Raw genomic sequence first — 26,054 nt, 5'->3', positions numbered from 1 at the left:
GAGAGGAGTTGTGCCGCATGCCGCACAACCTGTGGATCGGCCGGCCCGGAGCGCTCCGGGAGATCGACCAGGCCGCGAAGAGTTGGGACCGCAGCGCCGACCTCGGGGTGACCGAGTTCCGGGCGCTCGGCGGGCGGGCGACGGTGGTGTACACCCCGAAGGCCGTCCGCCGGCTCAAGCTGAGCTGGGAGGGGCTGGACCGGGACACCGCCACCTACCTGGACCGGCTGGCCCGGCGGGCCGACGGACCGGGTCCGCTCGCGGTGATGGACCCGGCCTCGGTGAACCTGCTGGAGCCGGCCCAAGCGGCCGGCCGGGACCGGACGGGCAGCACCGGACGGAACTGGTTCGTCTCCGGCCAGCCCGGCGCGGTGGTCGAATCGACCACCGTGAAGGGGCAGTTCGGCTTCCAGTCGACGGCCGCCGAGAGTGCGGTGGCCTGGCGCGGCCCGTACTGGGCCGGCGGCCTGCCGGTGATGCCGGGCTGGACGGTGTCCTTCCGGGCTCCGTCCGCCTTCCCGGCCGACACCTGCATCACCCAGCTGGACTTCAAGAACCTCGCCGGCACGTACATGAACACCGTCTCCGCGACGGGCCGTCAGGTCACCGCCGTGGTGCCGCCGGACGCCGCCTTCGTCACCCTGGTCGCCAAGCCCGGCACACCCGGCAGCTACTCGCTGGCCAACGCCTGCTACACCATCGGCGGCGACTGGCCGGACGAGACCCTGCCCGGCGACGGCTGCCCGCCGATGGCGATCACCGCCTACGGCGACGTGCCGACGGCCCAACTGCGCTACCGCAACGTCTCGATCGACCTGCTGGAGGTGGCCGGTGCAAACGGATGACCCCACGCTGAGCGACGGCCTCGCCACCGGCGAACGCGCCTACCGCAGCACCACCCGCCTCGGCGGGGTCGACCTCAGCCCGCAGATCCAGGGCTGGAAGGTCGACCGCGCCTACAACACCGACCTGCCCTCGGCGATGCGGGCCTTCACCGGCAGCTCCTCGGCGCAGCTGGACCTCCAGCTGACCGGCGGCCCGGCCGGCAACGGCCCCGCGCTGTACTCGCCCTGGGCCCCCCGGGCCACCGCCGACACGGTGCGCCCGCGGCAGTCGGTCGTGCAGACCATCGGCCTGGAGGGCACCGGCCAGGTGCCGGTCTTCCGGGGCACCGTGCGCAGCCGCTCGGCGGCCTCCGGCGGCGACTTGGTCCAACTGACCGCACTGGACGGGGCCGAGCGGCTGCGGGGCCCGGCCCACCTGCCCAAGCCCTACGCCGGGTTCCTCGGCAAGCAGCCGATCGCCAGCGCCACCTGGTGCGTGGACGAGCTGCTGCGCCAGGGCGGGGTGCACACCTGCCCGCCGCCGCGCTTCCCGGACGTCTCCAACGACCAGCACACCGCGCTGTACGTCTCGCTGCACGGCGGGCTCACCCCGACCTACGGCATCCCGCTGAACGTCCCGTCCGCCGCGGACTACGGCTGGTCCCGGACGGCGGCTCCCTACGAGATGGCCCTGGTACCCAAGAAGACCGGCCTGTCGGTCAGTTGGATGCCGCGCAGCCGGACCAGGGTGCCCGGCCGGACCATCCTGGCCGAGGTCGCCGTCAACAACATGGTCGGGGCCGGCGACCGGACCAAGACGCAGATCGACATCCTCACCGACGACGCCGGCTGGGGCTTCGGCCTGCTCCGCTTCTCGGTGGACTTCAACGCCGGTACGGCCACGGCCTGGTCGGGCCGCTGGGGCGGCGCCGGCCAGGGGTACACCTGGACCTTCCCCGCGCTCGCCCAGCAGAAGGGGAACTGGCAGCTGGGCGTGCTCTGGGACGGGATCTCCTCGCTCACCCAGCAGCGCTACGACGCCACCCTGCAGCGCTACGCCAAGGCACTCCAGGTGGTCCCGCACCTGATCGCCCCGGACGGCACCCAACTCGCCGGAACCATGTTCGAGTTGAACGCCCCCGACGCCATGCAGTGGGAGTCCGAGGTGTTCCAGGTCGACCTGGTCACCGACGTCGCCGCCGAGTGCATCCAGGTGACCGCCGGGGCCGGGACGGTCTTCACCTTCCCGCCCGCCACCTTCAAGCAGGACTGGAAGAAGGGGGCCACCCTCGACGAGGTCACCCTGCCGCTGTACGCCGTCCCGACCGTGTCCGGCAGCCAGTGGGACGTCATCTCACAGATCGCCAAGGCGGCGCTCTCGACCGCCGAGTTCGACGAGACCGGGGTCTTCCGCTGGCGCAACCACACCCGGTTCCTGACCGCGCCGACCAGGGCCCAGCGCACCCTGACCACGCTGCGGGACATCTCCGCCCTGACGGTCTCCGAGGAGATCGACGCCTGCCGCAACTACTGCGTCCAGCCCTACCAGGACTGGTCCAAGGTGGAGACGCAGAAGAGCGAGGTGTTGCACGACGGCGCCACCGTCCGCACCGTCGAGGGCAACAAGGCGCTGGAGATCGCCTACGAGAAGGCGGTGGAGGAGCCGGACATCTGGCCGCCGCTGGTCGACTGCGACGAGATCGTCTCCGAGGACTCCGCCGTCCGCTTCTCACTGGTCAACGCCCCCAACCAGAAGGCTCAGAAGGGCCGGGTGGAGACCTCCGTCCGCCGCGACGGAGGTACCGTCTACGTCCGGTTCCGCAACATGGGCGCGGAGACGCTGTACACCGTGAACAAGGACGGCTCCGGCTCGGTGCGGCTGGTCATGCCGATGCCCAAGACCGAGCCGGTGCACCGCACCGCCATCGCGCAGAACAAGGAGAGCCAGGCCCGCTACGGGCTCCAGGAGTTCACCGCCGAGGCGAGCGACTGGGTGCAGGACTACGACTCGGCCGTCTCGCTGGCCAAGGCCCTGGAGGTCTCCGGCCGCTATCCGATCCCGGTGTTCGGCGGGGTCGAGGTGCTCTACGACCCGAGGCTCCAACTCGGCGACGTCGTACAGCTGGTGGACACCTCCGGTGCGTACCTCGACACCCTGGCCTGGGTGATCGGAATCTCGGTCGAAGCCGGCCCCGACGGGGCGGTCCGCCAGACCCTCACCCTGCGTGGCACCTCCTGGCCGGGCGGCGAACTGGACGTCGGCCTCACGCCGGACCCGCCGGTCGACCCGGCGGCCTGGACCAGGCAGCCGTTCAAGCAGGTGGCCGAGCGGTACCCGTCCTACGCCCACATCACCCAGGCCGGCCGCAGCTACAAGGACCTCTGGACCCGCTGAGGGTCCGTCAATTCACCTCCCAGGAGCCAGAGATGACCGACCCCACTCCGCAGGCCGCCGACACCGTCCGGCTCGACGCCGACCAGCTGCGCCTGCTCGCCGCCGAGGTCGCCCGGCAGCTGGCCGACTGGCTGGCCCCGCGCACCCCGGGCCAGATCCCGATCGACGACCCGCTGGCCGGCGCCGGGCAGCAGGTCAGCCCGCCGACCGGCGCCGCCGTCACCATCGAGTTCCCGCAGCCGCCGGCCGAGCCCGCCGTGTAGCCCGTCAACTCCCGTACGACGAAACCGAGGTGACCTCGTGACCAAGCAGACCCCGATGAACCAGCTGCCCTACCCGGAGCCCAGCGACATCGCCGACATCCCGCTGCACCTCCAGGCGCTGACCCAGGCGGCCGACTCCCGGATGGTGATGCGCTTCGACAATGCCAACGCCCGTGACGCCGCAGTGCTCCAGCCGCTGGGCGGCATGATCGCCTGGCTCAAGTCGCCCGGGATCTACACCGTTTACAACGGCACCGGCTGGGTGGGGGACTACACCCTGAACCCGCCCCGTCTGATCACCAAGCAGAGCGCGGACCAGTCGCTGGCCAACGGCGGTGTGGCCTACCTGAACTGGGCCGCCGTCCCGACCACCGACAGCCATGCCGGCTTCGACCCCGCCCAGCCGACCCGCTACACCCCCAAGGTCGCGGGCCACTACCTGGTCACCGCGCAGGTCGCGTTCGGCCTCAGCGGCAACGGCGGCCGGGTGATCAACCTGCTCAAGAACAGTGACGGCAGCCAGAACTTCGGCCAGGTCGCCCACGCCGCCATCGCCGGCACCGCGTACTTCACCACGCTCTGCGCCACCGGCATGACCTACTTCAACGGCACCACCGACTACTACGAGGTGCAGGTCTCGCAGAACTCCGGCGGCGCCCTCAGCACCGTCGGCAGCGGCACCGTCACCCGTGCCCTGCGGGTCTTCTGATCGACCGTCCACACCGAGCCCTGCCCCGGCCGTCGTTCCCGGCCGGGGCAGGGCTCTCCCTTTCTTCCCACTCGGAGGCACCCCATGACCGACCCCACCCGCCGCGCCCTGCGCACCACCCTGCAGACCGTGCTCGGCCTGCTCGCCGCCCTCCCGCTCCTCGTCGACAGCGGCACCCTCCCCGCCACCCTCCCCGGCCTCGCCGTCGCGGTCGGGGTCTCCACCGCCCTCACCCGGCTGATGGCCCTGCCCGGCGTCGAGGCGCTGCTCCCCGCCTGGCTGCGCCGCACCCCCGACGGGGAGCCCGCCGAGCAGGGCGAGTGAACCCCGGCTCCACGGGGATGGACTCACTGGACACCCTCGCCGTCTGGTGCGGCGCGCTGGCGGCGATCGCCGCCGCCACCGGCATGCTCTGGCGGCTCGGCCGAGTCGTGCGCCAAATCGCGCACAGGGTCGAGGAGTTCAGTGAAGACTGGCAGGGCACCGAACCCCGCCCCGGCGTCCCCGGCCGAGAGGGAGTGATGGCCCGGCTCGGCGGCATCGAGCAGCGGCTCACCGCCGTCGAGCACGAGCTCCGGCCCAACAGCGGCTCGTCGATGCGCGACGCCATCGACCGCGTCGACCGCCGCACCCTGCGCATCGCACCCGATGCGGACAACTGAACTCACCATCAGGCAAGGGGGACTGACATGCAGTTCGTGCCACGCGCCCAGTGGGGCGCAGCCCAGCCCAGGACGGACCTCCGCACCGTCGACGGCACCCAGGGCGTCAAGATCCATTACGAGGGGACCGCCGTCCCCGCCGACCTCGCCGGCCCCGACCAGCACTCCCGCTGCGCCGCCCGGGTCCGCGCCATCCAGGCCAGCCACCTCGCCAACCACGCCGAGGGCTACGTCGACATCGCCTACACCGCCGTGGTCTGCCCGCACGGCTCGGTCTTCGAGGGCCGGGGCGCCCACCACCAGACGGCGGCCAACGGGAACGGCACCCTCAACCGGGGCCACTACGCGGTCTGCGCGATGCTCGGCGACTCCGGGCTGACCGAGCCGACCGAGGCCATGCTGAACGGGCTGCGCGACGCGATCGAGTGGCTCCAGCGCGACGGCGGCGCCGGCCCCGAGATCCGCGGCCACCGCGACGGCTACGCCACCAGCTGCCCCGGCGAACCGCTCTACGCCTGGGTCCGCCAGGGCGCACCCCGCCCCGCCGGCCGGCCCGTACAGCCGCCGCCGCAGCAGCCCGCGCAGCAGGATCAGCAGAACCAGCAGCAGCCCCAGGGCCCGGCCTGGCCGGGGGAGTACCTGAGCCTGCGCTCGCCGATGCTGCACAGCGAGGCCGTCCGCACCTGGCAGCAGCGGATGCGCGACCGCGGCTGGCAGATCGACGTCGACGGCTGGTACGGCCCGGCCTCCGCCGCCGTGGCCCGCGCGTTCCAGGCCGAGAAGGGGTTGCAGGCCGACGGCGTGGTCGGGCCCGCCACCTGGTCGGCGGCCTGGAACGCACCGGTGAGCTGACGCGCCGCCGGGAGGGGTCGGAACGTTACGTCCCGACCCCTCCCGCAAACACGTTCCACCGCCTACGCTCACCGCTCAACATCCACGTACCGGCCGGTAGCCGGGGGCAGCGAGGTCGGCGATGGCGGAGCAGCGGGTGGACGGGCGGCTGCGGCGGGCCCGGGGGGCGGTGGCGGGGAGTTTCCTGTTGCAGGGGACGACCTTCGCGCTGCTGGTCACCTGCATACCGGAGATCCAGGACCGGTACGGGCTGAGCGACGCGCTGCTGCCGGTGTTCCTGGCGGCGGTGCCGGTGCTGGCCGGGGTGGGGTCGGTGGCCTCGGAGGCGGTGGTCGGGCGGAGCAGTGCCAAGGCGGTGCTGCGGGTGGTGCAGCCGGCCGTCTGCCTGAGTCTGGCGGCGGTCGGGTTCGGCCGTGAGCTGTGGCAACTCGCCATCGCGCTGGGCCTGTTCGGCCTGCTGGTCGGGGCGCTGGACGCCAGTATGAACATGCTCGGGGTCGGGCTGCAGCGCCGCTACGGCCGGAGCATCATGATCGGGTTCCACGCCGCCTTCAGCCTCGGCGGCATCCTCGGCGCGGTGATCGCCGCCCTCGGCGCGCACTACGAGACCTCGCTCGCGGTCCTGTTCGGCGGCGCGGCCGCCGTGCTCGTCCCGCTCGCGCTGCTGACCGGCAACCGCTTCCCCGGCCGGGCCGAACTCGGCGACGCCGTACGGGAGGCGGCCGCCGCCGCGGCCTCCCGGATCCCCTGGCGCCCGCTGCTGCCGCTCTGCGCCGTGATGGCCTTCGCCTACATCGCGGACGCCTCGGTCTCCAACTACAGCGTCAAGTACCTCACCGACGTGCTCGGCAGCCCGGCCGACCTGGCCAAGCTCAGCTACCTCGGCTACATGGTGGCGATGCTGCTCGGCCGGGTGCTGGGCGACCGCGCGGTGGAGCGCTGGGGCGCGGTCGCGGTGGTCCGGTCCGGGGCCGCGCTCGCGGCGCTGGGCTTCGCGCTGGCCGCCGCCGCACCCGGGCAGTGGGCCGGGGTCGCCGCCTTCACCGTGCTCGGCTTCGGCATCTGCGCGATCATCCCGCAGGTCTTCGCGGCCGGCGGCCGGACCACGGGAGACCAGTACGTCCCGGAGCACGCGGACGCCGCCGTGGCCCGGCTCAACCTGTTCAACTACGTGGGATTCCTCGTCGGTTCGCCCCTGGTCGGCGCGCTCGCCGACGCCGGCTCGTTCCGGCTGGCGCTGCTCGCGCCGCTGGTCCTGGTGCTGGCGGTGGCCCCGATGAGCCGGTTCTTCGCCGTCGCCGCCAGCAAGCCGGTGGCCCCGGAGGCCGCGCCCGCCCGATAACGTAAGGCCCATGAACGCACGGCCCGGGCCCGAGGACAGCTGCGGCCTCCACCTGTACTGGGACGAGGGCGTCACCGCCTACGACTTCGGCCCCGGCCACCCGATGGACCCGACCAGGCTGGCCCTCACCATGCGGCTGGTGGAGGCCCTCGGGCTGGACACCGCACCGGGGGTGACGGTCCGTTCGGCGCCGCCCGCCGGGGAGTCCACGCTGCGGCTGGTGCACACCGCCGAGTACCTGGACGCCGTCCGCCGGATCGCCGCCGAACCGGACCGCAGCGACCCCCTGCACGGCCTCGGCACCGAGGACAACTGGGCCTTCGCCGCGCAGCACACCGCCTCCGCCCTGATCGCCGGCCAGTCGGTGGCCGGGGCGGAGAGCGTCTGGCGCGGCCCGGCCCGGCACGCCGTCAACTTCGCCGGCGGCCTGCACCACGCGATGCCCGACCGGGCGGCCGGCTTCTGCGTCTACAACGACCCCGCGCTGGCGGTGGCCCGGCTGCTGGAGCTCGGCGCCGAGCGGGTCGCCTACCTGGACGTGGACGTCCACCACGGCGACGGCGTGCAGCAGACCTTCTGGGACGACCCCCGGGTGCTCACCGTCTCGCTGCACGAGAGCCCCGCCACGCTCTTCCCGCAGACCGGCTGGTCCACCGAGACCGGCGGGCCGAACGCGCCCGGCAGCGCCGCCAACCTGCCGCTCCCGGCCGGGACGGGCGACGCCGGCTGGCTGCGCGCCTTCCACGCCTTCGTGCCCGAGCTGCTGGGCGCCTTCCGCCCGCAGGTGATCGTCAGTCAGCACGGCGCCGACACCCACCTGGAGGACCCGCTGGCCCACCTCGCGGTCAGCCTGGACGCCCAGCGGCTGGTCGCCGGGGCGGTGCACGACCTGGCCCACCGGTACGCGGACGGCCGCTGGCTGGCCCTCGGCGGCGGCGGGTACGCGGTGGTCGACGTGGTCCCCGCCGCCTGGACCCACCTGGTGGCCACCGCCACCGGCCACCCCCTCGACCCCGCCACCGAGACCCCGCCCGCCTGGCGGGAGCAGGCCCTCAAGCTCACCGGCCGCCCGGGCCCGGCCCGGATGACCGACGGCGCCCGCCTCGACTGGCGCGACTTCGACGACGGCTACGACCCCGGCGACCGGCTCGACCAGGCGATCCTGGCCGCCCGCCGCGCGGTCTTCCCGCACCACGGACTGCTGCCATGACGGGCCGCCAGGAACTCGTCGCCCACCTGCTGAAGCACCGGCTGGCCGGGCCCGAGATCCCGACGAGCCGTCAGAACAACCTCCGGCACTACCGGCTGTTCGCCCAGGCCGACCCCAAGGCGCTGATGGGGCTGGACCCGGAGCGGCGCTGGGACGAGGAGGCCGTGCTCGGCCTGATGGTGGAGAAGGTCGGCGTGCGGCCGGAGGCGGCGTACACCGAGGGCCCGGACTTCATCGACCCGGCCAGGACGGTGGCGGCGCTGGACCGGCTGGCCGCGCTGGTGGCCGCCACCGCCCGCCGCCGGGGCACCGTGCTGGCCGGCACCGGGCACCGGGCCAAGCTGACGGTCTTCCACACCGCGCTGGCCCGCGCCCTGGAGCGGGCCGGCTGCGCCCTGCGCACGCCCGCGCTGGGTACGCGCTTCCGCGAGCCCACCCCCTCCGGTACGCGCAACTGCCGCCTGGACGCCCTCGGCCCGGTGCTGGTGGTCCGCTCGGCGGAGAGCACCTCCGAGCTGCTGCACACCCACTCGCCGCTGCCCGTCCGGCTGGCCCTGACCGCGCTCGCCGAGGCCGGGGAACCCCTGCCCGACCTGGTGCTGGGCGACCACGGCTGGCTCTGCGGCGCGGGCCGGCTGGGCATCCCGGCCGGCGGGATCGCCGACTGCAACGACGTCGCGCCGTTCGCCGCGGAGGCGGAGGGCACGGTCTCCGTCGCCGTCCCGGTGGACGACGGAGCGCAGCCCGACTGCTACAGAGCGCTGAGCGACTACGTACTGCAACGGGCGGACCTCGCACCGTACGCGGAGTGAGTTCCTCCCTCTTCCCACTGGTACCACCCTTAACTACTCTGGGGATACACGTGTGTCGGTGGAGTCACCGGAGGGGAAGCCGGTGCCTTGCACACGGGACAAGGGTCGGGTGAAGTCCATGAGTTCCGGAGAACGCCCTTTGCAGGAGGTCGTCTTCCTGACGGTGGCCGAGGTCGCCTCGGTCATGCGGGTCTCGAAGATGACGGTGTACCGCCTCGTGCACAGCGGAGAGCTGCCGGCGATCCGGGTCGGCCGCTCCTTCCGGGTCCCCGAACAGGCCGTCCACGAGTACCTGAGGGAGTCCTACGTGCGCCTGGAAAGCGCCTGATCACGGCCTGATCGCCGCCTGATTCCCGCCTCGGTGGGGCAGGATTACGGCTTATCCGGAGTGGACGGTAGGCTAGGCCCTCCGTCAGTCGTATGGACTCCGTCTCTCACGGACGGGAGTCTCAGTGAGCGAGGGTAGTTCCGTGGGCTCTGTCATCAAGAAGCGTCGCAAGCGTATGGCCAAGAAGAAGCACCGCAAGCTTCTGAAGCGCACTCGCGTGCAGCGTCGCAACAAGAAGTAACACCCCACGGTCGCGCCCTGGCGCGCCTGGGTGTGAAGACCGCCCGTCCCGGCTCAGGCCGGGGCGGGCGGTCGTCGTTTTCCGGTACGGTGCGGCAGAGAGGGCGTTCGAGAGGGGCGGCAGACGTGGGGAAGACCGTGCTGGTCACCGGCGTGGCCCGGCACCTCGGGGCGAGGTTCGCGGCCCGGCTGGCCGCCCGGCCCGGGATCGACCGGGTGGTCGGGCTGGACAGCGGGGAGCCCTGGGGCGGGATGGCCGCCGACGGGGTGGAGTACGTCCGGGACGGGCTGCGCCGCCCGGCGGTGGCCCGGGTGCTGGCCGAGTACGGCGTGGACACCGTGGTGCACCTGGACGTCAGCGCCGGCACCGGCAGCCGCGCGGCGGCCAAGGAGAACAACGTCATCGGCACCATGCAGCTGCTCGGTGCCTGCCAGAAGGCCCCCGGTCTGCGCCGACTGGTCGTCAAGTCCACCACCGCCGTCTACGGTTCCGCCCCGCGCGACCCGGCGGTCTTCGGCGAGCGGACGCTGCCCAGGGCGCTGCCCCGGGACGGGTTCGGCAAGGACGCCACCGAGGTCGAGGGCTACGTCCGGGGCTTCGCCCGGCGCCGCGCCGACGTGGCCGTGACCGTGCTGCGCTTCGCCAACATCGTCGGCCCGGCCGGGGACACCCCGCTGAGCGACTACTTCGCGCTGCCGGTGCTGCCCACCGTGCTGGGCCGGGACCCGAGGCTCCAGTTCGTGCACGAGGACGACGCGGTGGAGATCCTGCACCGGGCCGCCACCGAGCAGGCCCGCCCGGGCACCTACAACGTCGCGGGGGAGGGCGTGCTGCTGCTCTCCCAGTGCGCCCGCCGGCTCGGCCGGCCGACCGTGCCGCTGCTCGGGCCCGCGCTCGGCCTGGCCGCCGGGGCGGCCCGCTGGACCGGGCTGGCCGACATCTCGCCGGAGCAGATCCAGCTGCTCAGCCACGGCCGGGTGGTGAGCACCGGTCAGCTCCGGGAGACCTTCGGCTGGGAGCCCGGCCACTCCACCCCGGACGCCTTCGCCGACTTCGCCGCCGCGCAGACCGGCGGGCTGCTGCCGCCCGGCCGGCTGGCCGCCGCCACCGACCGGCTGGCGGAGCTGCTGACCCGTCAGAACCCCCACAGGAGCTGAGGCCGTGATGACCGGTGCGAACGAGCCCGCGCCCGACGGGGCCAAGGTGATCCCGATCGAGTCCGCGCCCAGCTGGCAGCCGGAGGCGCCGGCCCCCGCGCTGGCCGACCGGATCGCGGACGCCGTCGGCGGCGCGCTGGCCGGGCCGCTCGGCGCGGCCGCCACCCGGGCGCTGGGCAAGGGCTGGGAGCAGCGGGCGGCCGACGGGCTGGCCTTCCTGCGCCGCCGGGTCACCGGGGACTACGAGGTGGACGAGTTCGGCTTCGACCGGGAGCTCACCGAGGAGGTGCTGCTCTCGATGCTCCGCCCCCTGGCGGAGAAGTACTTCCGGATCGAGGTCCGGGGGATCGAGAACATCCCGGCCGAGGGCGGGGTGCTGATCGTCGCCAACCACTCCGGGACGGTCCCGCTGGACGCGCTGATGACCCAGATCGTCATCCACGACCACCACCCGAACCGGCGTCACCTGCGGATGCTGGCGGCCGACCTGGTCTTCGTGCTGCCGGTGGTCGGCGAGCTGGCCCGCAAGGCCGGGCACACCCTGGCCTGCGCGGAGGACGCCCAGGCGCTGCTGGAGCGCGGCGAGGTGGTCGGGGTCTGGCCGGAGGGCTTCAAGGGGATCGGCAAGCCGTTCGCCGAGCGGTACAAGCTCCAGCGCTTCGGCCGGGGCGGGTTCGTGGCCTCGGCGCTGCGGGCCGGGGTGCCGATCGTGCCCTGCTCGATCGTGGGGGCGGAGGAGACCTACCCGATGATCGGCAACGCCCGGACGCTGGCCCGGGCGCTCGGCCTGCCGTACCTGCCGATCACGCCGACCTTCCCCTGGCTGGGGCCGCTGGGCGCCGTCCCGCTGCCGACCAAGTGGACGATCCAGTTCGGCGAGCCGATCGCCACCGACGGGCACCCGCCGGAGGCGGCGGAGGACCCGATGGTGGTCTTCGACCTCACCGACCAGGTGCGGGAGACCATCCAGCACACCCTGTACAAGCTGCTGGTGCAGCGCCGCTCGGTCTTCTTCTGAGCAGCAGGGGCGGGGTGTGGGGCTCGATGCCCCACACCCCGCCCCTGACGGTGGATCAGCCGAGCGAGATCTCCGGGAGCAGACCGGGGATCAGTGACGGGATGCGCAGCTCCTGCTGGGGCTGCTGCTCGGCGGGTGCCGCGCCGTCCGCCGGGGCGGAGGCGGCGGGCTGCCGATCGGCCGGGCCCGCGGACGGGCTGGTGGTGCCGCCGCCGGTGACGCCGCCGAGCGGGCCGGTGCCGTTCCCGGTGAGCGGGGCGGGCAGCAGCTTGTCCAGCAGGTTGGGCGAGGGCTTGGCGTCCGGCGAGGAACTGCCCTGACCCGTCCCGGGGTTGGCCGGGTTCTGGGTCTTGGGCTGGGTGCCGGTGGTGGTGGTGCCGGTGCCGCTCTTCGACTGCTGCTCGGCCGGGACCGCCGACTGGCCGCCGGTGGTGCCGGTGGTGCTGCCGCCGTTGTCGCCGGGAGCCTGGGTGCCCTTGCCCTTGGCCTTCTCCTGGCCGAGGGCCGGGGCCAGCCGGAGCGGGGCCACGTCCTCGGTCATCTCGTCGAAGAGGTGGTTCACCTTGCTGGCCTGGGTGGTCAGTTGGCTGGGCAGCTGACCCTGGACGGAGGCCCAGCGGCCGTCCTCGACGGAGGCGAAGTCGGCCAGCCGGCGCATCGGGTCGAGCGAGCCGTTGCTCCGGTAGACGGAGCGGAGCAGCTCGCGGCCGCGCAGCGCCTCGGCGTGCATGTCGTCCAGTGCGCGGCGGACCTGGTCGACGGTGTGCGGGCTGAGCGAGGTGCCGGTGTCGGACCGGGAGAGCAGGCCCTGGGCCTCCTCCAGCCGGGTGGACGCCTGGTCCAGCAGCAGGGCGCCGACCTCCGAGTCGGAGCCCGCCCAGCTCAGCCGGAGGTCCTCCAGGCCGCGCTTCATGCCGTAGAGGGTGTCGCCCGGAAGGGCGTTGGTGCTGGCCGCGGCTGCTCCGGCGAAGCTCCCCACCGCCACGGCGCCGACCAGACCGCCGATCGCCAGCCGCCGGCCCCAGCGCCGCCGCGCCCCGGCCCGGATCGCCCGGTGGCGCCGCTGCTGGGGTACCTTCGCCGCCGGCGGGGCCACCCACTCGCGCTCGAACGCGGCCATCAGCTGGGCGCGTTGGAGCGCCCTGGCCTCACCGCCCAGCTCCGGACCGGGCAGCGCGCCGAGCGCGCCCGCCATCCCGAGCAGCTCCGCCATCGCGGCGGAGCCGGTGGGCGGGCCACCGTCCGATCTCAAGTCCCCCTGGTGGGGCTCCGCGTGGTGGGCCTCCAGCGCCTCGGCGAAGGCCCTCGCCCGCCGGTGCTCCAGCATGTTTGCCGTCACGGGCCACACCTCCCTTCGTCGTTGTCGACTCCCCGGCCTGCCGGACGGTTGCCGCGGCGGGCCAAAACCACTCCATCGGGTGAGCGTGGCCGATCCTGCTTGACCAACGGCCCGGCGGGGGCTTGCACGCTGGCCAACGAGCGGTGGGTGGAGTCGGTTACGCACGACCCCCCGTCGGCGTTAAGCAGAGCATGTGACCGCGCCTTCACCCGACCGGGCGGACGGGGTACGCGGACTGACGAGCCGTCAGGCGGCCCGCCGGCCACGGTCACCGGGCGTCGGGCGGCAGCAGCCGGGCCAGGGTGCGGACCGCGCGGTACTGGAGCGTCTTGATGGCGCCCTCGTTCTTGCCCATGATGCGGGCCGTCTCGGCGACCGAAAGGCCTTGCAGGAACCGGAGCGTGACGCACTCCTGCTGCTGCGGGTTGAGCCGCCGCACGGCGTCCAGCAGAGCCGCGTTGGAGAGCGACTCCAGCACCGACTCCTCGGGGCTGCGCTCGCACTCGTTGGAGTCCAGCATCTCGCCGGTGGTGACCTCCAGCCGGAACCGGCTGGACTTGAAGTGGTCCGCCACCAGGTTCCGCGCGATGGTCACCAGCCAGGCGCCGAAGTCCCGGCCCTGCCAGGTGAAGGTGCCGATCCGGCGCAGCGCGCGCAGGAAGGTCTCGCTGGTGAGGTCCTCGGCCGTGGCCCTCCCGCCGACCCGGTAGTAGATGTACCGGTAGACGGTGTCGGCGTAGTGGTCGTACAGCCGGCCGAACGCCTCGCTCTCGCCGTTCTGGGCCCGCTCCACCAACTCCATGATCGGGTTGTGCTCGGACTCCAGGCCGGGGGCGGGCGCGGTTCTGGCCCGGCTGCGGCTGCCGCCGACCACGCCCCGGCTCCGGGTCGGGGTGGAGCCGGTGGCGGTGGAGCGCAGCGCCATGCCGGGGCCCGCCGCCAACGGCACGCCCGCCAGGGCGGGTTGCGGCAGGTACAGCTCGAACTCGCGGATCGCGGAGCGCAGTCGGGCCAGCTGGGTACCGCGCAGGGTGAGGGGCGACGGGCGGGAGGAGGCAGGCGCGTCGTTCCGGACGGGTGGGTACACGGGACTCCCAGTGGCAGAACTGTGGACGGGTCACCTCCGCCTGCGCGGAGAGCACGCGCCCTGATCCCCCGTCACGGGTGACGTGTGGGTGGCGTGCATCCAGGAGAGAATAACGCTTTGTGCAATGACAGCTACACCCTGTGGCCGAAGTGGTCGTTTGAGATCCGCTTGGCGTGCATATGCGGCTGGAACTGACCGAAGGTGTCGCGCCCGGCCTGGCGCAAAGTGACCGGGCGTGCGCACCGGGTGACAGATTCCGGAGTGGGGCGGCTGGTTTCCCGGGTTCGGGGCCCGGCAACCCCAGACTTTCCCGAGTCGCCGAACGATCGCTTCCGGTCACGGCCGGGCGGGTTCGTAACACCCCCGGACGGGGCCGGATTTCCCCCGGACGTGTGAGCCTCCGGCGCGTCACCCTGACGGGTGTGCCGGCGGGTGCGCGGCGGGTGCGCTGACGGGTGGTCAGGCGGCGTGTTGACGCCTTCTGATGGCCACCGTGGCGGCCGCCGCCCCGGCCAGCACGCCCAGCCCGGCGGCGGCCGGCAGGCCGACCCGGGCCGCCTTGCGGCCGGTCCGGAAGTCCCGCACCCGCCAGCCGTTCGCCCGGGCGTGGCGGCGCAGCGCGGCGTCCGGGTTCACCACGTAGGGGTGGCCGACCAGGCCGAGCATCGGGATGTCGTTGGCGGAGTCGCTGAACGCGGCGCACCGGTCCAGGTCGAGCCGCTCGCGGCGGGCCAGCGCGCGGACCGCCGCCGCCTTGGCCTCCCCGTGCAGCAGGCCGCCGACCAGCCGCCCGGTGTAGACGCCGTCCACCGCCTCGGCCACGGTGCCGAGCGCGCCGGTCATGCCGAGCTGCCGGGCGATGATCCGGGCCACCTCCTGCGGGGCGGCGGTGACCAGCCAGACCCGCTGGCCGGCGTCCAGGTGCAGCTGGACCAGCGCCTGGGTGCCGGGCCAGATCTTCCGCGAGATGACGTCCTCGAAGACCTCCTCGCAGATCTCCTCCAGCTCGGCGGTCCGCTTCCCGGCGACCAGGCCGAGTGCCTTGTCCTTGGCGTCCGCCATGTGCGCCGGGTCCTCGGCGCCGTGCAGCCGGAACCAGGCCTGCTGCCAGGCGAAGCGGGCCATGTCCCGCCGGGTGAAGAAGTTCCGCCGGTACAGGCCGATGCCGAGGTAGAAGATGGCCGCGCCGCGCAGGATGGTGTTGTCGCAGTCGAAGAAGGCGGCGGCCCGCGGGTCGTCCGGGGTCGGCTGGTGGTCCCCCTCGGGGGCCTGCGTCCGCGCCGCGTCGGCGGCGGCCTCACCGGCCAGCACCGACTGCTCGTCCGGCGCCTGCCGTACCCGCGTGAGCCTTCTCAGGGCGACCATGCCACCGAGCATAGCCAGCCGTCGGGACTCTCCTCGTGACCAGCGCCTTCAGCGGGGGTGAACGGGAGCCCACCGGTGGACGCGGTGGCGGGCACAATGGGGCGGGTGAGCCCACTGCTGCGACGCGACACCTCGAAGAAGCCGGCCGAGCGGACCGTGACCCTGATCGGGAAGCCCGGCTGCCACCTCTGCGACGACGCCCGGGAGGTGATCGTCCGGGTCACCGGGGAGCTGGGCAGCGCCTTCGAGGAGCGGGACATCACCCAGGACGAGGAGCTGTACCGCACCTACTGGGAGCAGATCCCGGTGACCCTGATCGACGGGAAGCAGCACGACTTCTGGCGGGTCGACGAGCGCAGACTGCGGGCGGCGCTGGGCGGTTGAGCCCGGGCGGCACCCCCTCCGAACGGCGGGGGTGCTTCTCCGAATCGTTGCCTCGAAAATGAGGATCGGCTTAGGAAACGCGGATTGGTCGGCTTACGATCTAACACGTTTCTGTCCGCCGGGGGTTGGATGACGGAGGAGGGAGTCCATGCTCCCCGGTCGACAACTGCCGCCCCGGCGGGGCGGGTTCGCCGTGGTCGACGTCGAGGCCACCGGCCGCAGCCCGTGGCGGCACCGGATGGTCGAGGTCGGCGTGGTGCTGCTGGACGGTCAACTCCGCCCGGAGGGCGAGTTCTCCACCCTGATAGACCCGGTCGGGCCGGTCGGCCCGACCCATGTGCACCGCATCGCCCAGGACGACGTGGTCGGCGCCCCGCGCTTCCGCGAACTGGCCCCGCTGCTGCTCGAACTGCTCGTCGGCCGGGTGCTGGTCGGACACCACGTCAGCTGTGACCGGGCCTTCCTGGAACGGGAGTTCGCCCGCATCGGCGTCCCGCTGCCCGCCGTCCCCGCGCTCTGCACCCTCCGCCTGGCCCGGGCCCACCTGCCCGGGGCCGGCGGCTACGGGCTGGCCGCCTGCGTGGAGACGGCCGGTCTCGGCCGGTACCCCGCGCACACCGCGCTCGGCGACGCCCGGGCCACCGCCGACCTGCTCCGGCATCTGGCCGCCGCCGCGGCCGAGTGGCAGGCCCCGCTGCACGAGGCCGCCGGGCTGCCCTGGCCCCGGCTGGGCGCCGCGCCCTCCCACCGTCGCGCCGGCGAGCTCGCGCTGCTCCGCCGCGAGGCGGCGCCCGGCCCCTGGCCCCAGGGGGCGGAGGCACCGATGCTGCTGACCGCCCGCGCCTCCGCCTCCCTGCCCTCCGCCGAGCTGCCCTCCGCGTCCGGCGTACGGCGGTGACGGTCCGCCGAGGTCCGGTACGGTGCGACCTGACGGAGTCCGCGGTCGGCTCCAGGAGCTGCCGCCGCCGCGTGATGCGCGTCACTGTGGGCGGACAAAACGGACACCATCTTTGTGCACACGTTCACAAACACATAGCCTGGCTGCCAAAGCCCAGCTTCACCCACAGGAGCACCGTGGCAATCGGCCGATCCACCCAGAGCACCTCGCAGACGCCCGAACCGGGCGCCGCGCGCCGACCCTCGCGTGCCCGGGGCATCCCGGAGGCGACCGTCGCCCGCCTCCCCCTCTACCTGCGGGCCCTGACCGCGCTCTCCGAGCGCTCGGTCCCCACCGTCTCATCCGAGGAGCTGGCCACCGCGGCCGGGGTCAACTCGGCGAAGCTCCGCAAGGACTTCTCCTACCTCGGCTCCTACGGCACCCGGGGCGTCGGCTACGACGTCGAGTACCTCGTCTACCAGATCTCCCGCGAGCTGGGCCTGACCCAGGACTGGCCCGTGGTCATCGTCGGCATCGGGAACCTCGGCCACGCGCTCGCCAACTACGGCGGCTTCGCCTCCCGCGGGTTCCGGGTCGCCGCCCTGCTGGACGCCGACCCGGCCGTGGTCGGCTCCACCGCCGCGGGTCTGCCGGTCCGTCACATGGACGAGCTGGAAGCCATCGTGGAGAGCCAGCACGTCTCGATCGGCGTGATCACCACCCCGCCCGGCGCCGCCCAGCAGGTCTGCGACCGGCTGGTGGAGGCCGGCGTGACCAGCATCCTGAACTTCGCCCCGACCGTGCTGACCGTCCCGGACGGCGTGGACGTGCGCAAGGTGGACCTCTCCATAGAGCTCCAGATCCTCGCCTTCCACGAGCAGCGCAAGGCCGGCGAGGAGCCCGGGCAGGGCGACTCGGTGCTCGACCGGGCCCCCGGCCCGGTCCGGGCCGCGGCCGCCAAGCTGCGCCGGGCCGCCGGCGGCGGCACCGCCAAGGCCGAGCCGGCCAAGGGCAAGCCCGCCAAGGCCGGCGAGGGCGACCTCTCGGCGGTGATGCCCGCATGAGCATCCGTCGGATCCGTGTCATCGAGGGGCGGGCATGAGTCTTCTCGTCGTCGGGCTGAGCCACCGCAGCGCGCCCGTCACCGTGCTGGAGCGCGCCGCGCTCACCGGGGAGACCCCGGCCCGTCTGCTGCACGACGCCGCCGCCGCCCCCACGGTGGCCGAGGCCGCGCTGGTCAACACCTGCAACCGGATCGAGCTCTACGCCGACGTGGACAAGTTCCACGCGGGCGTCGCCGAGCTCTCCCTGCTGCTCGCCCACCACAGTGGCGTCGACCTCGAAGAGCTCACCTCGCACCTCTACGTCCACTACGAGGACCGCGCGGTGCACCACATCTTCTCGGTCGCCTGCGGCCTGGACTCGATGGTGGTCGGCGAGGGCCAGATCCTCGGCCAGCTGCGCGACGCGCTGGCCCGGGCCCAGGAGGAGCACACCGCCGGGCGCGGGCTGAACGAGCTGTTCCAGCAGGCCCTGCGGGTCGGCAAGCGCGCCCACAGCGAGACCGGCATCGACAAGGCCGGGCAGTCCCTGGTCACCTTCGGCCTGGAGCAGGTCGCGGCCGGGGCCGGCGAGATCGCCGGCAAGCGCGCCCTGGTGGTCGGGGCCGGTTCGATGAGCTCGCTGGCCGCCGCCACCCTGGTCCGGGCCGGCGTCTCCGACCTCTTGATCGCCAACCGCACCGCCGAGCGCGCCGAGCGGCTGGCCGCCAACCTCGGCGCCCGCACGGTGGAGTTCGCCAAGGTCCGCGAGGCGCTCGCCGACGTCGACCTGGTGATCTCCTGCACCGGCGCGGCCGGCGTGGTGATCACCGCCGAGGACGTGGCCGCCGCCACCGCCCTGCGCACCGGCGAGGGCCCGCTGGCCTTCCTCGACCTGGCCATGCCGCGCGACGTGGACCACGACGTGCACGGCCTCGACGGCGCGCTGCTGGTCGACCTGGAGAGCCTCTCCCGGGCCCACGCCGCCACCCCCGGTGCCGGGGACGTGGACGCGGTGGCCGGCATCGTCTCCGACGAGGTCGACTCCTTCGCCGCCGCCCAGCGCGCCGCCCGGATCGCCCCCACCGTGGTGGCGCTCCGTCAGATGGCCTCCGAGGTGGTGCTGAGCGAGCTCGGCCGCCTCAACTCCCGGATGCCCGACCTGGACGAGCGCACCCGCGCCGAGGTCTCACAGACCGTCAAGCGCGTGGTGGACAAGCTCCTCCACGCCCCGACCGTCCGGGTCAAGCAGCTCGCCGCCGAGCCCGGCGGCGCCGGGTACGCGGACGCGCTGCGCGAACTCTTCGACCTGGACCCGGCGGCCGTCCAGGCGGTGGCCGGCACCCCCGCCGGCTCCCCGGCGGGCGCCCGCCCCAAGCCGCCGGCCCAGGCCGGACCGCCGGCCCCGGCCGACGCCGGACACGCGGGGAGCAGCCCCCGATGAACCACCAGACAGCCCACGAGCATCACCGGGACGATCGCCTCATGAATGGTCAACTGACCGGCGGCGGACAGCCGCTGCGCCTCGGCACCCGCCGGAGCGCCCTCGCCATGACCCAGTCGGGCATGGTCGCCCGCGAGGTCGAGCGGGTCACCGGCCGACCGGTCGAGCTGGTCGAGATCACCACCTACGGGGACACCTCCCGGGAGGCGCTGGCCCAGATCGGCGGCACCGGGGTCTTCGTCTCCGCGCTGCGCGACGCGCTGCTGGAGGGCCGGATCGACCTGGCCGTGCACTCCCTCAAGGACCTGCCGACCGCCGCCCCCGAGGGCCTCTTCCTGGCCGCCGTCCCCGAGCGCGAGGACAGCCGGGACGCCCTGGTGGCCCGCGACGGCCTGGCCCTCAGCGAGCTGGTGGAGAAGCTGGCCGGCTCCGGGCACCCCGTCCGGATCGGCACCGGCTCCCCGCGCCGGATGGCCCAGCTGAACGCCTGGGCCCGCGAACTCGGCGCCCAGGTCGAGACGGTGGCCATCCGCGGCAACGTGGACACCCGGATCAACAAGGTCACCGCCGGTGAGCTGGACGCGGTGGTGCTGGCCACCGCCGGGCTCAACCGGCTCGGCCGCTCGGCCGAGATCACCGAGCACCTGGACCCGGAGCTGATGCTCCCGGCCCCCGGCCAGGGAGCCCTGGCCGTCGAGTGCGCGGACCCGGCGCTGGCCGCCGTGCTGCGCGCGCTCGACCACACCCCGACCCGAGCCGCCGTCGCCGCCGAGCGGGCCCTGCTGGCCCGCCTGGAAGCCGGCTGCTCCGCCCCGGTGGCCGCCCTGGCCACCTGGCAGGGCACCGAACTGCGGCTGGAGGGCGTGGTCGGCACCGTCGACGGCGCCACCCTGCTGAAGATGACCGCCAACGGTCCGCTCACCCCCGACGAGACCGCCGAGCGGCAGGCGGTGGCCCTCGGCCACGCGCTCGCCGAACGGCTGCTCGAAGCGGGCGCGGCCAACCTGATGGGGGAGCGAGCCCGATGAGCGCCGCCGCCAACCTCGCCCACAACCCGGCCGCCCCGGCGGGCCGTTGCACCTTCCTGGGAGCGGGGCCGGGTGACCCGGGCCTGCTCACCCTGCGGGCGGTGGACGTCCTGGCCTCCGCCGACGTGCTGATCGCCGACCCGCTCACCGCCGCCGCCGTGCGCACCCACTGCCCGGTCGGCGTGGTGGTGCACAGCACCGTCGGCGAGGACTGCCCGGACGTGGCCGCCGTGGTCGCCGAGGCCGTCCGGTCCGGCAAGCACGTGGTCCGCACCGTCGACGGCGACCCGGGCCTGGACGGCTGCGCCGCCGAGGAGATGCTCGGCTGCGCCAACGCCGAGATCCCCTTCGAGGTGATCCCCGGCGTCGCCCAGTCGGTCGGCGTCCCCGCCTACGCGGGTGTCCCGCTGCGCGGCAGCCAGGGCGCGGACGTCCGCTTCGTCGACGCGGCCGGCCTGCTGGCCGGCGGCACCATCGACCTCGGCGTCCCGGAGACCACCCTGGTGGTCCGCACCACCCTGGGCCAACTCCCGGCCACCGCCCAGGCCCTGGTAGCCAACGGCCGCAAGCCGGACTCCCCGCTCTCGGCCACCCTGTCCGGCACCACCACCCGGCAGCGCACCTTCACCGCCACCCTGGCCACCATCGCGGCCGACCTCAAGGCGGCCCGGGTGCTGCCCTCCCCGGTCTCCGCCCCGGTGGACCCGAACACCTCGGTGATAGCCGTGGTCGGCGAGCAGGTGGCGCACCGCTCCTCGCACTCGTGGTTCGAGACCAAGCCGCTGTTCGGCTGGAACGTCCTCGTCCCGCGCACCAAGGAGCAGGCGCACGGCCTGTCCGACCAGCTCCGCTCCTACGGCGCGGTCCCGCAGGAGGTGCCGACCATCGCGGTTGAGCCCCCGCGCACCCCGCAGCAGATGGAGCGCGCCATCAAGGGCCTGGTGACGGGTCGTTACGAGTGGATCGCCTTCACCTCGGTGAACGCGGTGCGCGCCGTCCGGGAGAAGTTCGAGGAGTACGGCCTCGACGCCCGCGCCTTCGCCGGCATCAAGGTCGCGGCGGTCGGCGAGACCACCGCCCAGGCGCTGGTCGACTTCGGCGTGAAGCCCGACCTGGTGCCCAGCGGTGAGCAGTCCGCCGCCGGTCTGCTGGAGGACTGGCCGCCCTACGACCCGGTCTTCGACCCGATCGACCGCGTCCTGCTGCCGCGCGCCGACATCGCCACCGAGACCCTGGTGGCCGGCCTGGTCGAACTCGGCTGGGAGGTCGACGACGTGACGGCCTACCGGACCGTGCGGGCCTCCCCGCCGCCGGCCGAGACCCGCGAGGCGATCAAGGGCGGCGGCTTCGACGCGGTGCTCTTCACCTCCTCCTCCACGGTGCGGAACCTGGTCGGCATCGCCGGCAAGCCGCACAACGTCACGGTGATCGCCTGCATCGGGCCGGCCACCGCGAAGACCGCCGAGGAGCACGGCCTGCGGGTCGACGTGATGGCTCCGGCCCCGTCGGCCGCCGCGCTGGCGCAGGCGCTGGCAGACTTCGGGGCGAACCGCCGCGACACCGCCGTGTCAGCCGGCGAGCCGGTCTACCGCCCCAGCGAACGCCGCCCCGGCTCCCGCCGCAAGGCCGCGCGCTGACCGGGCACCCGGCTCCGCCCCGCGGGGCGCGGGAAAACGTGATGCCTCGGGGGCGCGGGGAACTGCGCGCGGGGGAACGGCCGCACCTGCAACTGGCTGATGGTGGGTCAGTCGCAGGTGAGCCGCCTTCCGGTTCGCGCGGTTCCTCGCACCCCTGGGTGGTGCAACTCAATCGTCGTTCGGAGTGATCCTGTGTCTGCTGAGTTCCCGTACGTCCGTCCGCGCAGGTTGCGGCAGAGCCCCGCGATGCGGCGGCTGGTCGCGGAGACCAGGCTGCATCCGGCGGAGCTGATCCTGCCCGCGTTCGTGCGGGAGGGGATCTCCGAGCCGCGGCCGGTGAGCTCGATGCCCGGGGTGGTGCAGCACACCCGGGAGACGCTGAAGCGGGCCGCCGCCGAGGCGGTGGCGGCGGGTGTCGGCGGGATCATGCTGTTCGGGGTGCCGCTGGTGCAGGACGCGACCGGCAGCGAGGGCACCAACCCGGACGGCATCCTCCAGCAGGCGATCCGGGACGTGGTGGCCGAGGTCGGGGACGAGCTGGTGGTGATGTCGGACCTGTGCCTGGACGAGTTCACCGACCACGGGCACTGCGGGGTGCTGGACGAGCACGGCGGGGTGGACAACGACGCCACTCTCAAGCGGTACGAGGAGATGGCCCTGGTGCAGGCCGAGGCCGGGGTGCACCTGGTCGGCCCGTCCGGGATGATGGACGGTCAGATCGGCGTGATCCGCCGGGCCCTGGACGCCAACGGCTACCAGTCGACCGGCATCCTGGCCTACACCGCCAAGTACGCCTCGGCGTTCTACGGCCCGTTCCGCGAGGCGGTCGGCTCCTCCCTCAAGGGGGACCGGAAGACCTACCAGCAGGACCCGGCGAACGCCCGGGAGTCGCTGCGCGAGCTGGAGCAGGACGTCGCCGAGGGCGCCGACCTGGTGATGGTGAAGCCCGCGATGGCCTACCTGGACGTGCTGCGGCAGGTGGCCGACGCCTCGCCGGTGCCGGTGGCCGCGTACCAGGTCTCCGGCGAGTACTCGATGGTGGAGGCGGCCGCGGCCAACGGCTGGGTGGACCGCGAGCGGATGATCCTGGAGACGCTCACCTCGATCCGCCGGGCCGGCGCCGGGCAGGTCCTCACCTACTGGGCCACCGAGGCGGCCCGCCTCCTCAAGTAGGACGTACGCACGCCAAGGGCGCGGCACCCGGGGACGGGTGCCGCGCCCTCGTGCTGACGTGGCGTCAGTTGATCTCGGCGTGGCCCTCGCCGCCACCGGCGGCCCAGTCGTCGCCGGCCACGAACCACTGCTCGAAGCAGGCCTCGATGTGGCTGGTCTCGGCGTGACCCCACTGCTCGGCGGCCAGGAACGGCTCGTGTGCGGTGGCGGCGAACTGGCCGCCGCCGTGGGCCTCGACGTGCGCGTAGGCGGGGGCCGAGATGCCGGCCAGGGCCAGGGTGGCGACCGCGGTGAGCGCGGCCTTGCCCAGGATGCTCTTCATGTTTTCCCTCTCTGCGTGACAGCAGTGTGACTACACGTGATCACAGAATCGGACGGGTCCGCCGCAGCACGCGCCAGGCCCGTCCCCCGGCCACCCGAAGGAACCGCACTCGATCGGGTGGCCAAGCTTTGGGACCGATCGGCGAAGTGGCAGCAAAAACCGCCGGGTCCGGGGAGAGAGTCCCCCGAACCCGGCGGTCGGCCTTACCGGTGGATCAGCCGATCAGGTGGCTGACGCCACCGTCGCCCGAGCCCTGGGTGGCGGGGCCGACGTTGCAGGTCTGCTTCGGCTCGTTGTTGAGGACGTCCGCCTCGATCGGCACCGCGACACCGATGACGGCGACGGCGATGTTGTGGACCTCCGGCAGGCAGAGGTTCGGGTTGTCGAGGGTGTGGAAGTTCGGGCTGTGGTCGCCGTGGGTGCCGGTCGCGTTGGTCCCACCGTTGCCGGAGACGCCGACGGCGGAACCGTCAGCGTCGCCGATCGCCATGGCGGGGGCGGCGGTCATGGCCAGGCCGGCGGTGGCAACGCCGACAGCGGCGAGGGCCTTCTTGATCATTGTTCTGTTCCTTTTCGGACTTGATGGGTGTGGTGGAACGGGTGGTACTGGTCGGCCCGCTGGTAGCGGGGCCGGGCCGGCGAGAGGTCAGCCGACCAGGTGCGAGACGCCGCCGTCGCCGCTGCCCTGGGTGCCGGGGCCGACCACGCAGGTCTGCTTCGGCTGGTTGCTCAGGGCATCGACCTCGACCGGCACCGCGACGCCCAGAACGCCGACCGCGATGTTGTGCACCTCGGGCAGGCAGATGTTCGGGTTGTCGAGCACGTGGAAGTTCGGGCTGTGGTCGCCCCAGGTCCCCGTGGCGTTGGTGCCGCCGTGGCCGGAGAGGCCGGCCGCCCCGCCGTCCGCGTTGCCGATCGCGGAGGCCGGAACGGTACCGGCGGCCATGGCGGCGGCGGCCAGGCCGACTGCCGCGAAAGTCTTCTGGAGCATGGTGGAGATACCTCTCTTGATGAATCACCATCGGTTGCCGGCCCGTCCGGGGGGATTGCCTCCGACCGCCGTCCTGGCTGCGACAACGGGATCAAAGAACGAGCGGCGGGAAAGTTACGCGGAATCTCCGTGATTCACCAACGGTCCGTCAAGATCCTCTGTATCCGGTCGGATTATTAGGCCGAACCGGCTAAGGCTCGCTATCCCGTTCCCTGATTGCTCGTTGAACCGAGTGATTTCCCGGGCCGGCCGAAAAAGGCCGATGGGCCCTTCATATGACAGAACGGTGAACAGCATGAAGCTCTCCAAGCGCGCGGCCGGCGCGCTGCTGCTGGCAGTCGGCTCCGGTGTGCTCACGGGCCAGGCGGCGGCCGTGGCGGCACCTGCCCACACCGAGCCGATGACGGCCGGTCAGGTCGCGGCGATGGAAGACCAGTTGGCCACCGAGGAGGTCCCGTTCAACATCCCGCTGGACACGGTGAGCCAGCACCTGCCGATCTTCCCCGGCGACGGCCACATCTCCGGCGGGGTGCCCACCTCGCTGCTGATGCCGCCGAAGCCGGACGCCGAGCCGGGCGGCCAGCTGATCCCCGAGCGGGTGGTGCCGGGCGTCGAGGTCGGCCGGGTCGGGCCCCGCCTCCAGGCGGCGCTGCCGCTGCCCACCGCCGACCGCTCCACCGATCTGGGCAACGTGGGCCTGGACGCCCCGGCCGCCCCGCTGAACGCGCAGGGCCCGGACCTGACCCTCGGTCACCCCTTCGAGTGGACCCAGGGCAACGCGGCCACCCCGGTGGACGACGTGCTGAGCGCCGGCGAGCTGGACCCGCAGCTGGTCACCAACCCGGTGCAGGCCATCCCGGGCGCCAAGGCCACCCTGGGCAACGGCGGTGACAAGCTCTCGGTCACCGACTCGCTCTCCGACCTGACCGGCACCACCAGCGGCACCGTCCGCGAGGTGCTGGCCCAGGGCTGACCGTCTTCGGGCCGGCCCCGTACGGCGACCAGCTCGGTACGGCGAGGAGCCCGGCACCCCCGAGGTGCCGGGCTCCCGTGCGTGCGGGGCCGCTCAGCCCGGCAGCTGGTCGATCACGCCGCCCAGCAGGGGCAGGTCCTTGGTGCCGCCGCCCTGGCTCAGCGGCTGGGTGAGCGGGGCGGTGCCGACCGGGGCCAGGCCGTTGTCGGGCTCCAGCGAGAGGCCGTTGTTCAGCAGGTCGGCGGAGGAGCCGGCCCACGGGTCGAGCCGGAGCGTCTTCGCCGGGCTGATGCCGTGGCCGAGACCGCCGGTGGCGGCCTCCAGGCCGGCGGCGGCGTCGATCGGCTGCAGTCCGCCCACCGGCGGGGTGAGCCCGGCCGCGGCGGCGGGGGAGGAGAGCAGGAAGCCGGCCGCGAGCAGGCCGAGGGCGGCGGCGGGGAGGTGCCTGGAGAGCATGAGGGGTTCAACTCCTGGGTGTGGAGTGGTGCGGGCAGGTCGTGCCCCGGACGGCGCGAAGCCCCCCGATCGGCGGACCGGGGGGCTGCACGCGCACGGGGTACCGCTGGTCACCTGGAGGGTGA

The 26,054-nt window shown here is 73.4% G+C and carries 29 protein-coding genes; 22 read left to right on the top strand and 7 right to left on the bottom strand.

The window, feature by feature from the left end:
- Positions 1 to 17: 17 nt before the first annotated feature.
- The 14 genes from ACZ6ZR_RS15500 (at position 18) to ACZ6ZR_RS15435 (ending at position 11,813) form a co-directional block, all read left to right on the top strand.
- Entirely contained in the window at positions 18 to 845 is an 828-nt protein-coding gene (locus tag ACZ6ZR_RS15500) for a hypothetical protein (protein WP_465642613.1), read from the top strand.
- Complete coding sequence (locus ACZ6ZR_RS15495) at positions 832 to 3,219, top strand: hypothetical protein (RefSeq protein WP_465642612.1); 2,388 nt, start codon at positions 832 to 834, stop codon at positions 3,217 to 3,219. Before ACZ6ZR_RS15500 ends, ACZ6ZR_RS15495 begins: the two co-directional genes overlap by 14 nt.
- Before the next feature lie 32 nt (positions 3,220 to 3,251).
- Positions 3,252 to 3,482 carry a hypothetical protein gene (locus tag ACZ6ZR_RS15490; RefSeq protein ID WP_465642611.1) on the top strand — a complete coding sequence of 77 codons (231 nt, stop codon included), beginning with the start codon at positions 3,252 to 3,254 and terminating at the stop codon, positions 3,480 to 3,482.
- A 37-nt stretch (positions 3,483 to 3,519) separates the two neighbouring features.
- Positions 3,520 to 4,191, top strand: a complete 672-nt coding sequence (locus ACZ6ZR_RS15485; RefSeq protein WP_465642610.1) for a hypothetical protein — start codon at positions 3,520 to 3,522, stop codon at positions 4,189 to 4,191.
- A gap of 84 nt (positions 4,192 to 4,275) precedes the next feature.
- The gene (locus ACZ6ZR_RS15480) at positions 4,276 to 4,515 is read left to right on the top strand and encodes a hypothetical protein (protein WP_465642609.1); all 240 of its coding nucleotides are present in this window, start codon (positions 4,276 to 4,278) and stop codon (positions 4,513 to 4,515) included.
- Between the two features lie 17 nt (positions 4,516 to 4,532).
- The gene (locus tag ACZ6ZR_RS15475) at positions 4,533 to 4,853 is read left to right on the top strand and encodes a hypothetical protein (RefSeq protein WP_465642608.1); all 321 of its coding nucleotides are present in this window, start codon (positions 4,533 to 4,535) and stop codon (positions 4,851 to 4,853) included.
- 27 nt (positions 4,854 to 4,880) lie between these two features.
- Positions 4,881 to 5,705 carry a peptidoglycan recognition protein family protein gene (locus tag ACZ6ZR_RS15470; RefSeq protein ID WP_465642607.1) on the top strand — a complete coding sequence of 275 codons (825 nt, stop codon included), beginning with the start codon at positions 4,881 to 4,883 and terminating at the stop codon, positions 5,703 to 5,705.
- Between the two features lie 121 nt (positions 5,706 to 5,826).
- The gene (locus tag ACZ6ZR_RS15465) at positions 5,827 to 7,047 is read left to right on the top strand and encodes an MFS transporter (RefSeq protein ID WP_465642606.1); all 1,221 of its coding nucleotides are present in this window, start codon (positions 5,827 to 5,829) and stop codon (positions 7,045 to 7,047) included.
- A gap of 10 nt (positions 7,048 to 7,057) precedes the next feature.
- A complete protein-coding gene (locus tag ACZ6ZR_RS15460; RefSeq protein ID WP_465642605.1) occupies positions 7,058 to 8,257 on the top strand; it encodes an acetoin utilization protein AcuC in 1,200 nt (399 codons plus the stop codon).
- The gene (locus ACZ6ZR_RS15455; protein ID WP_465642604.1) at positions 8,254 to 9,069 is read left to right on the top strand and encodes a phosphatase; all 816 of its coding nucleotides are present in this window, start codon (positions 8,254 to 8,256) and stop codon (positions 9,067 to 9,069) included. The genes ACZ6ZR_RS15460 and ACZ6ZR_RS15455 overlap by 4 nt, the downstream gene beginning before the upstream one ends.
- A gap of 118 nt (positions 9,070 to 9,187) precedes the next feature.
- Entirely contained in the window at positions 9,188 to 9,397 is a 210-nt protein-coding gene (locus tag ACZ6ZR_RS15450; RefSeq protein ID WP_057231645.1) for a helix-turn-helix domain-containing protein, read from the top strand.
- A gap of 124 nt (positions 9,398 to 9,521) precedes the next feature.
- On the top strand, positions 9,522 to 9,638 hold the full coding sequence (locus tag ACZ6ZR_RS15445) for a 30S ribosomal protein bS22 (RefSeq protein WP_449797774.1): 117 nt from the start codon (positions 9,522 to 9,524) through the stop codon (positions 9,636 to 9,638).
- Positions 9,639 to 9,763: 125 nt separating this feature from the next.
- Complete coding sequence (locus tag ACZ6ZR_RS15440; RefSeq protein ID WP_465642603.1) at positions 9,764 to 10,795, top strand: NAD-dependent epimerase/dehydratase family protein; 1,032 nt, start codon at positions 9,764 to 9,766, stop codon at positions 10,793 to 10,795.
- A gap of 7 nt (positions 10,796 to 10,802) precedes the next feature.
- Positions 10,803 to 11,813 carry a lysophospholipid acyltransferase family protein gene (locus ACZ6ZR_RS15435; RefSeq protein ID WP_465642602.1) on the top strand — a complete coding sequence of 337 codons (1,011 nt, stop codon included), beginning with the start codon at positions 10,803 to 10,805 and terminating at the stop codon, positions 11,811 to 11,813.
- A gap of 55 nt (positions 11,814 to 11,868) precedes the next feature.
- On the opposite strand, the gene ACZ6ZR_RS15430 is transcribed toward ACZ6ZR_RS15435, so the two are convergent.
- The 3 genes from ACZ6ZR_RS15430 to ACZ6ZR_RS15420 form a co-directional block, all read right to left on the bottom strand.
- A complete protein-coding gene (locus ACZ6ZR_RS15430) occupies positions 11,869 to 13,152 on the bottom strand; it encodes a DUF5667 domain-containing protein (protein WP_465642601.1) in 1,284 nt (427 codons plus the stop codon).
- 268 nt (positions 13,153 to 13,420) lie between these two features.
- On the bottom strand, positions 13,421 to 14,239 hold the full coding sequence (locus ACZ6ZR_RS15425; protein WP_465642600.1) for an ECF subfamily RNA polymerase sigma factor, BldN family: 819 nt from the start codon (positions 14,237 to 14,239) through the stop codon (positions 13,421 to 13,423).
- A 459-nt stretch (positions 14,240 to 14,698) separates the two neighbouring features.
- Positions 14,699 to 15,604, bottom strand: a complete 906-nt coding sequence (locus tag ACZ6ZR_RS15420) for an HAD family hydrolase (protein WP_465642599.1) — start codon at positions 15,602 to 15,604, stop codon at positions 14,699 to 14,701.
- 96 nt (positions 15,605 to 15,700) lie between these two features.
- Between ACZ6ZR_RS15420 and ACZ6ZR_RS15415 the strand changes: the two genes are divergently transcribed.
- The 7 genes from ACZ6ZR_RS15415 to hemB all read left to right on the top strand — a co-directional run bounded on the left by ACZ6ZR_RS15415 (position 15,701) and on the right by hemB (position 23,187).
- The gene (locus tag ACZ6ZR_RS15415; RefSeq protein ID WP_465642643.1) at positions 15,701 to 15,988 is read left to right on the top strand and encodes a glutaredoxin family protein; all 288 of its coding nucleotides are present in this window, start codon (positions 15,701 to 15,703) and stop codon (positions 15,986 to 15,988) included.
- A gap of 148 nt (positions 15,989 to 16,136) precedes the next feature.
- Positions 16,137 to 16,886, top strand: coding sequence for a 3'-5' exonuclease (locus ACZ6ZR_RS15410; protein ID WP_465642598.1), 750 nt, complete (start codon positions 16,137 to 16,139; stop codon positions 16,884 to 16,886).
- A 176-nt stretch (positions 16,887 to 17,062) separates the two neighbouring features.
- Positions 17,063 to 17,929 (top strand): redox-sensing transcriptional repressor Rex, encoded by an 867-nt coding sequence (locus ACZ6ZR_RS15405; RefSeq protein ID WP_465642597.1) that lies wholly within the window; start codon positions 17,063 to 17,065, stop codon positions 17,927 to 17,929.
- 34 nt (positions 17,930 to 17,963) lie between these two features.
- The gene (locus tag ACZ6ZR_RS15400; RefSeq protein ID WP_465642596.1) at positions 17,964 to 19,349 is read left to right on the top strand and encodes a glutamyl-tRNA reductase; all 1,386 of its coding nucleotides are present in this window, start codon (positions 17,964 to 17,966) and stop codon (positions 19,347 to 19,349) included.
- A gap of 41 nt (positions 19,350 to 19,390) precedes the next feature.
- Complete coding sequence (gene hemC / locus ACZ6ZR_RS15395) at positions 19,391 to 20,377, top strand: hydroxymethylbilane synthase (protein WP_465642595.1); 987 nt, start codon at positions 19,391 to 19,393, stop codon at positions 20,375 to 20,377.
- Positions 20,374 to 22,014 carry a bifunctional uroporphyrinogen-III C-methyltransferase/uroporphyrinogen-III synthase gene (locus ACZ6ZR_RS15390; RefSeq protein WP_465642594.1) on the top strand — a complete coding sequence of 547 codons (1,641 nt, stop codon included), beginning with the start codon at positions 20,374 to 20,376 and terminating at the stop codon, positions 22,012 to 22,014. The genes hemC and ACZ6ZR_RS15390 overlap by 4 nt, the downstream gene beginning before the upstream one ends.
- Before the next feature lie 192 nt (positions 22,015 to 22,206).
- A complete protein-coding gene (gene hemB, locus ACZ6ZR_RS15385; RefSeq protein ID WP_465642593.1) occupies positions 22,207 to 23,187 on the top strand; it encodes a porphobilinogen synthase in 981 nt (326 codons plus the stop codon).
- A 64-nt stretch (positions 23,188 to 23,251) separates the two neighbouring features.
- On the opposite strand, the gene ACZ6ZR_RS15380 is transcribed toward hemB, so the two are convergent.
- The 3 genes from ACZ6ZR_RS15380 to ACZ6ZR_RS15370 all read right to left on the bottom strand — a co-directional run bounded on the left by ACZ6ZR_RS15380 (position 23,252) and on the right by ACZ6ZR_RS15370 (position 24,500).
- On the bottom strand, positions 23,252 to 23,509 hold the full coding sequence (locus tag ACZ6ZR_RS15380) for a hypothetical protein (protein WP_465642592.1): 258 nt from the start codon (positions 23,507 to 23,509) through the stop codon (positions 23,252 to 23,254).
- Positions 23,510 to 23,723: 214 nt separating this feature from the next.
- Positions 23,724 to 24,068, bottom strand: a complete 345-nt coding sequence (locus ACZ6ZR_RS15375; RefSeq protein WP_345289275.1) for a rodlet layer protein — start codon at positions 24,066 to 24,068, stop codon at positions 23,724 to 23,726.
- 87 nt (positions 24,069 to 24,155) lie between these two features.
- Positions 24,156 to 24,500 (bottom strand): rodlet layer protein, encoded by a 345-nt coding sequence (locus ACZ6ZR_RS15370; protein WP_345289276.1) that lies wholly within the window; start codon positions 24,498 to 24,500, stop codon positions 24,156 to 24,158.
- A gap of 286 nt (positions 24,501 to 24,786) precedes the next feature.
- Between ACZ6ZR_RS15370 and ACZ6ZR_RS15365 the strand changes: the two genes are divergently transcribed.
- Entirely contained in the window at positions 24,787 to 25,473 is a 687-nt protein-coding gene (locus ACZ6ZR_RS15365) for a hypothetical protein (RefSeq protein WP_465642591.1), read from the top strand.
- 93 nt (positions 25,474 to 25,566) lie between these two features.
- Here the strand turns inward: ACZ6ZR_RS15365 and ACZ6ZR_RS15360 are convergent, their stop codons facing one another.
- Positions 25,567 to 25,929 carry a hypothetical protein gene (locus tag ACZ6ZR_RS15360; protein WP_465642590.1) on the bottom strand — a complete coding sequence of 121 codons (363 nt, stop codon included), beginning with the start codon at positions 25,927 to 25,929 and terminating at the stop codon, positions 25,567 to 25,569.
- Between the last annotated feature and the right edge of the window lie 125 nt (positions 25,930 to 26,054).

It is taken from the genome of Kitasatospora sp. NPDC088742, assembly GCF_055584905.1.
Note: the sequence above shows the minus strand (reverse complement) of the source record. Positions and strands in the feature narration are given on the sequence as shown.

Bases quoted from the DNA above. Each gene is read 5' to 3' on its own strand.
- ACZ6ZR_RS15500 (WP_465642613.1), top strand. From the start codon at position 18: ATGCCGCACAACCTGTGGATCGGCCGGCCCGGAGCGCTCCGGGAGATC.
- ACZ6ZR_RS15490 (WP_465642611.1), top strand. From the start codon at position 3,252: ATGACCGACCCCACTCCGCAGGCCGCCGACACCGTCCGGCTCGACGCC.
- ACZ6ZR_RS15480 (WP_465642609.1), top strand. From the start codon at position 4,276: ATGACCGACCCCACCCGCCGCGCCCTGCGCACCACCCTGCAGACCGTG.
- ACZ6ZR_RS15475 (WP_465642608.1), top strand. From the start codon at position 4,533: ATGGACTCACTGGACACCCTCGCCGTCTGGTGCGGCGCGCTGGCGGCG.
- ACZ6ZR_RS15470 (WP_465642607.1), top strand. From the start codon at position 4,881: ATGCAGTTCGTGCCACGCGCCCAGTGGGGCGCAGCCCAGCCCAGGACG.
- ACZ6ZR_RS15465 (WP_465642606.1), top strand. From the start codon at position 5,827: ATGGCGGAGCAGCGGGTGGACGGGCGGCTGCGGCGGGCCCGGGGGGCG.
- ACZ6ZR_RS15460 (WP_465642605.1), top strand. From the start codon at position 7,058: ATGAACGCACGGCCCGGGCCCGAGGACAGCTGCGGCCTCCACCTGTAC.
- ACZ6ZR_RS15455 (WP_465642604.1), top strand. From the start codon at position 8,254: ATGACGGGCCGCCAGGAACTCGTCGCCCACCTGCTGAAGCACCGGCTG.
- ACZ6ZR_RS15450 (WP_057231645.1), top strand. From the start codon at position 9,188: ATGAGTTCCGGAGAACGCCCTTTGCAGGAGGTCGTCTTCCTGACGGTG.
- ACZ6ZR_RS15435 (WP_465642602.1), top strand. From the start codon at position 10,803: ATGACCGGTGCGAACGAGCCCGCGCCCGACGGGGCCAAGGTGATCCCG.
- ACZ6ZR_RS15420 (WP_465642599.1), bottom strand. From the start codon at position 15,604: ATGGTCGCCCTGAGAAGGCTCACGCGGGTACGGCAGGCGCCGGACGAG.
- ACZ6ZR_RS15415 (WP_465642643.1), top strand. From the start codon at position 15,701: ATGGGGCGGGTGAGCCCACTGCTGCGACGCGACACCTCGAAGAAGCCG.
- ACZ6ZR_RS15410 (WP_465642598.1), top strand. From the start codon at position 16,137: ATGCTCCCCGGTCGACAACTGCCGCCCCGGCGGGGCGGGTTCGCCGTG.
- ACZ6ZR_RS15400 (WP_465642596.1), top strand. From the start codon at position 17,964: ATGAGTCTTCTCGTCGTCGGGCTGAGCCACCGCAGCGCGCCCGTCACC.
- hemC (WP_465642595.1), top strand. From the start codon at position 19,391: ATGAATGGTCAACTGACCGGCGGCGGACAGCCGCTGCGCCTCGGCACC.
- ACZ6ZR_RS15390 (WP_465642594.1), top strand. From the start codon at position 20,374: ATGAGCGCCGCCGCCAACCTCGCCCACAACCCGGCCGCCCCGGCGGGC.
- ACZ6ZR_RS15380 (WP_465642592.1), bottom strand. From the start codon at position 23,509: ATGAAGAGCATCCTGGGCAAGGCCGCGCTCACCGCGGTCGCCACCCTG.
- ACZ6ZR_RS15375 (WP_345289275.1), bottom strand. From the start codon at position 24,068: ATGATCAAGAAGGCCCTCGCCGCTGTCGGCGTTGCCACCGCCGGCCTG.
- ACZ6ZR_RS15370 (WP_345289276.1), bottom strand. From the start codon at position 24,500: ATGCTCCAGAAGACTTTCGCGGCAGTCGGCCTGGCCGCCGCCGCCATG.
- ACZ6ZR_RS15360 (WP_465642590.1), bottom strand. From the start codon at position 25,929: ATGCTCTCCAGGCACCTCCCCGCCGCCGCCCTCGGCCTGCTCGCGGCC.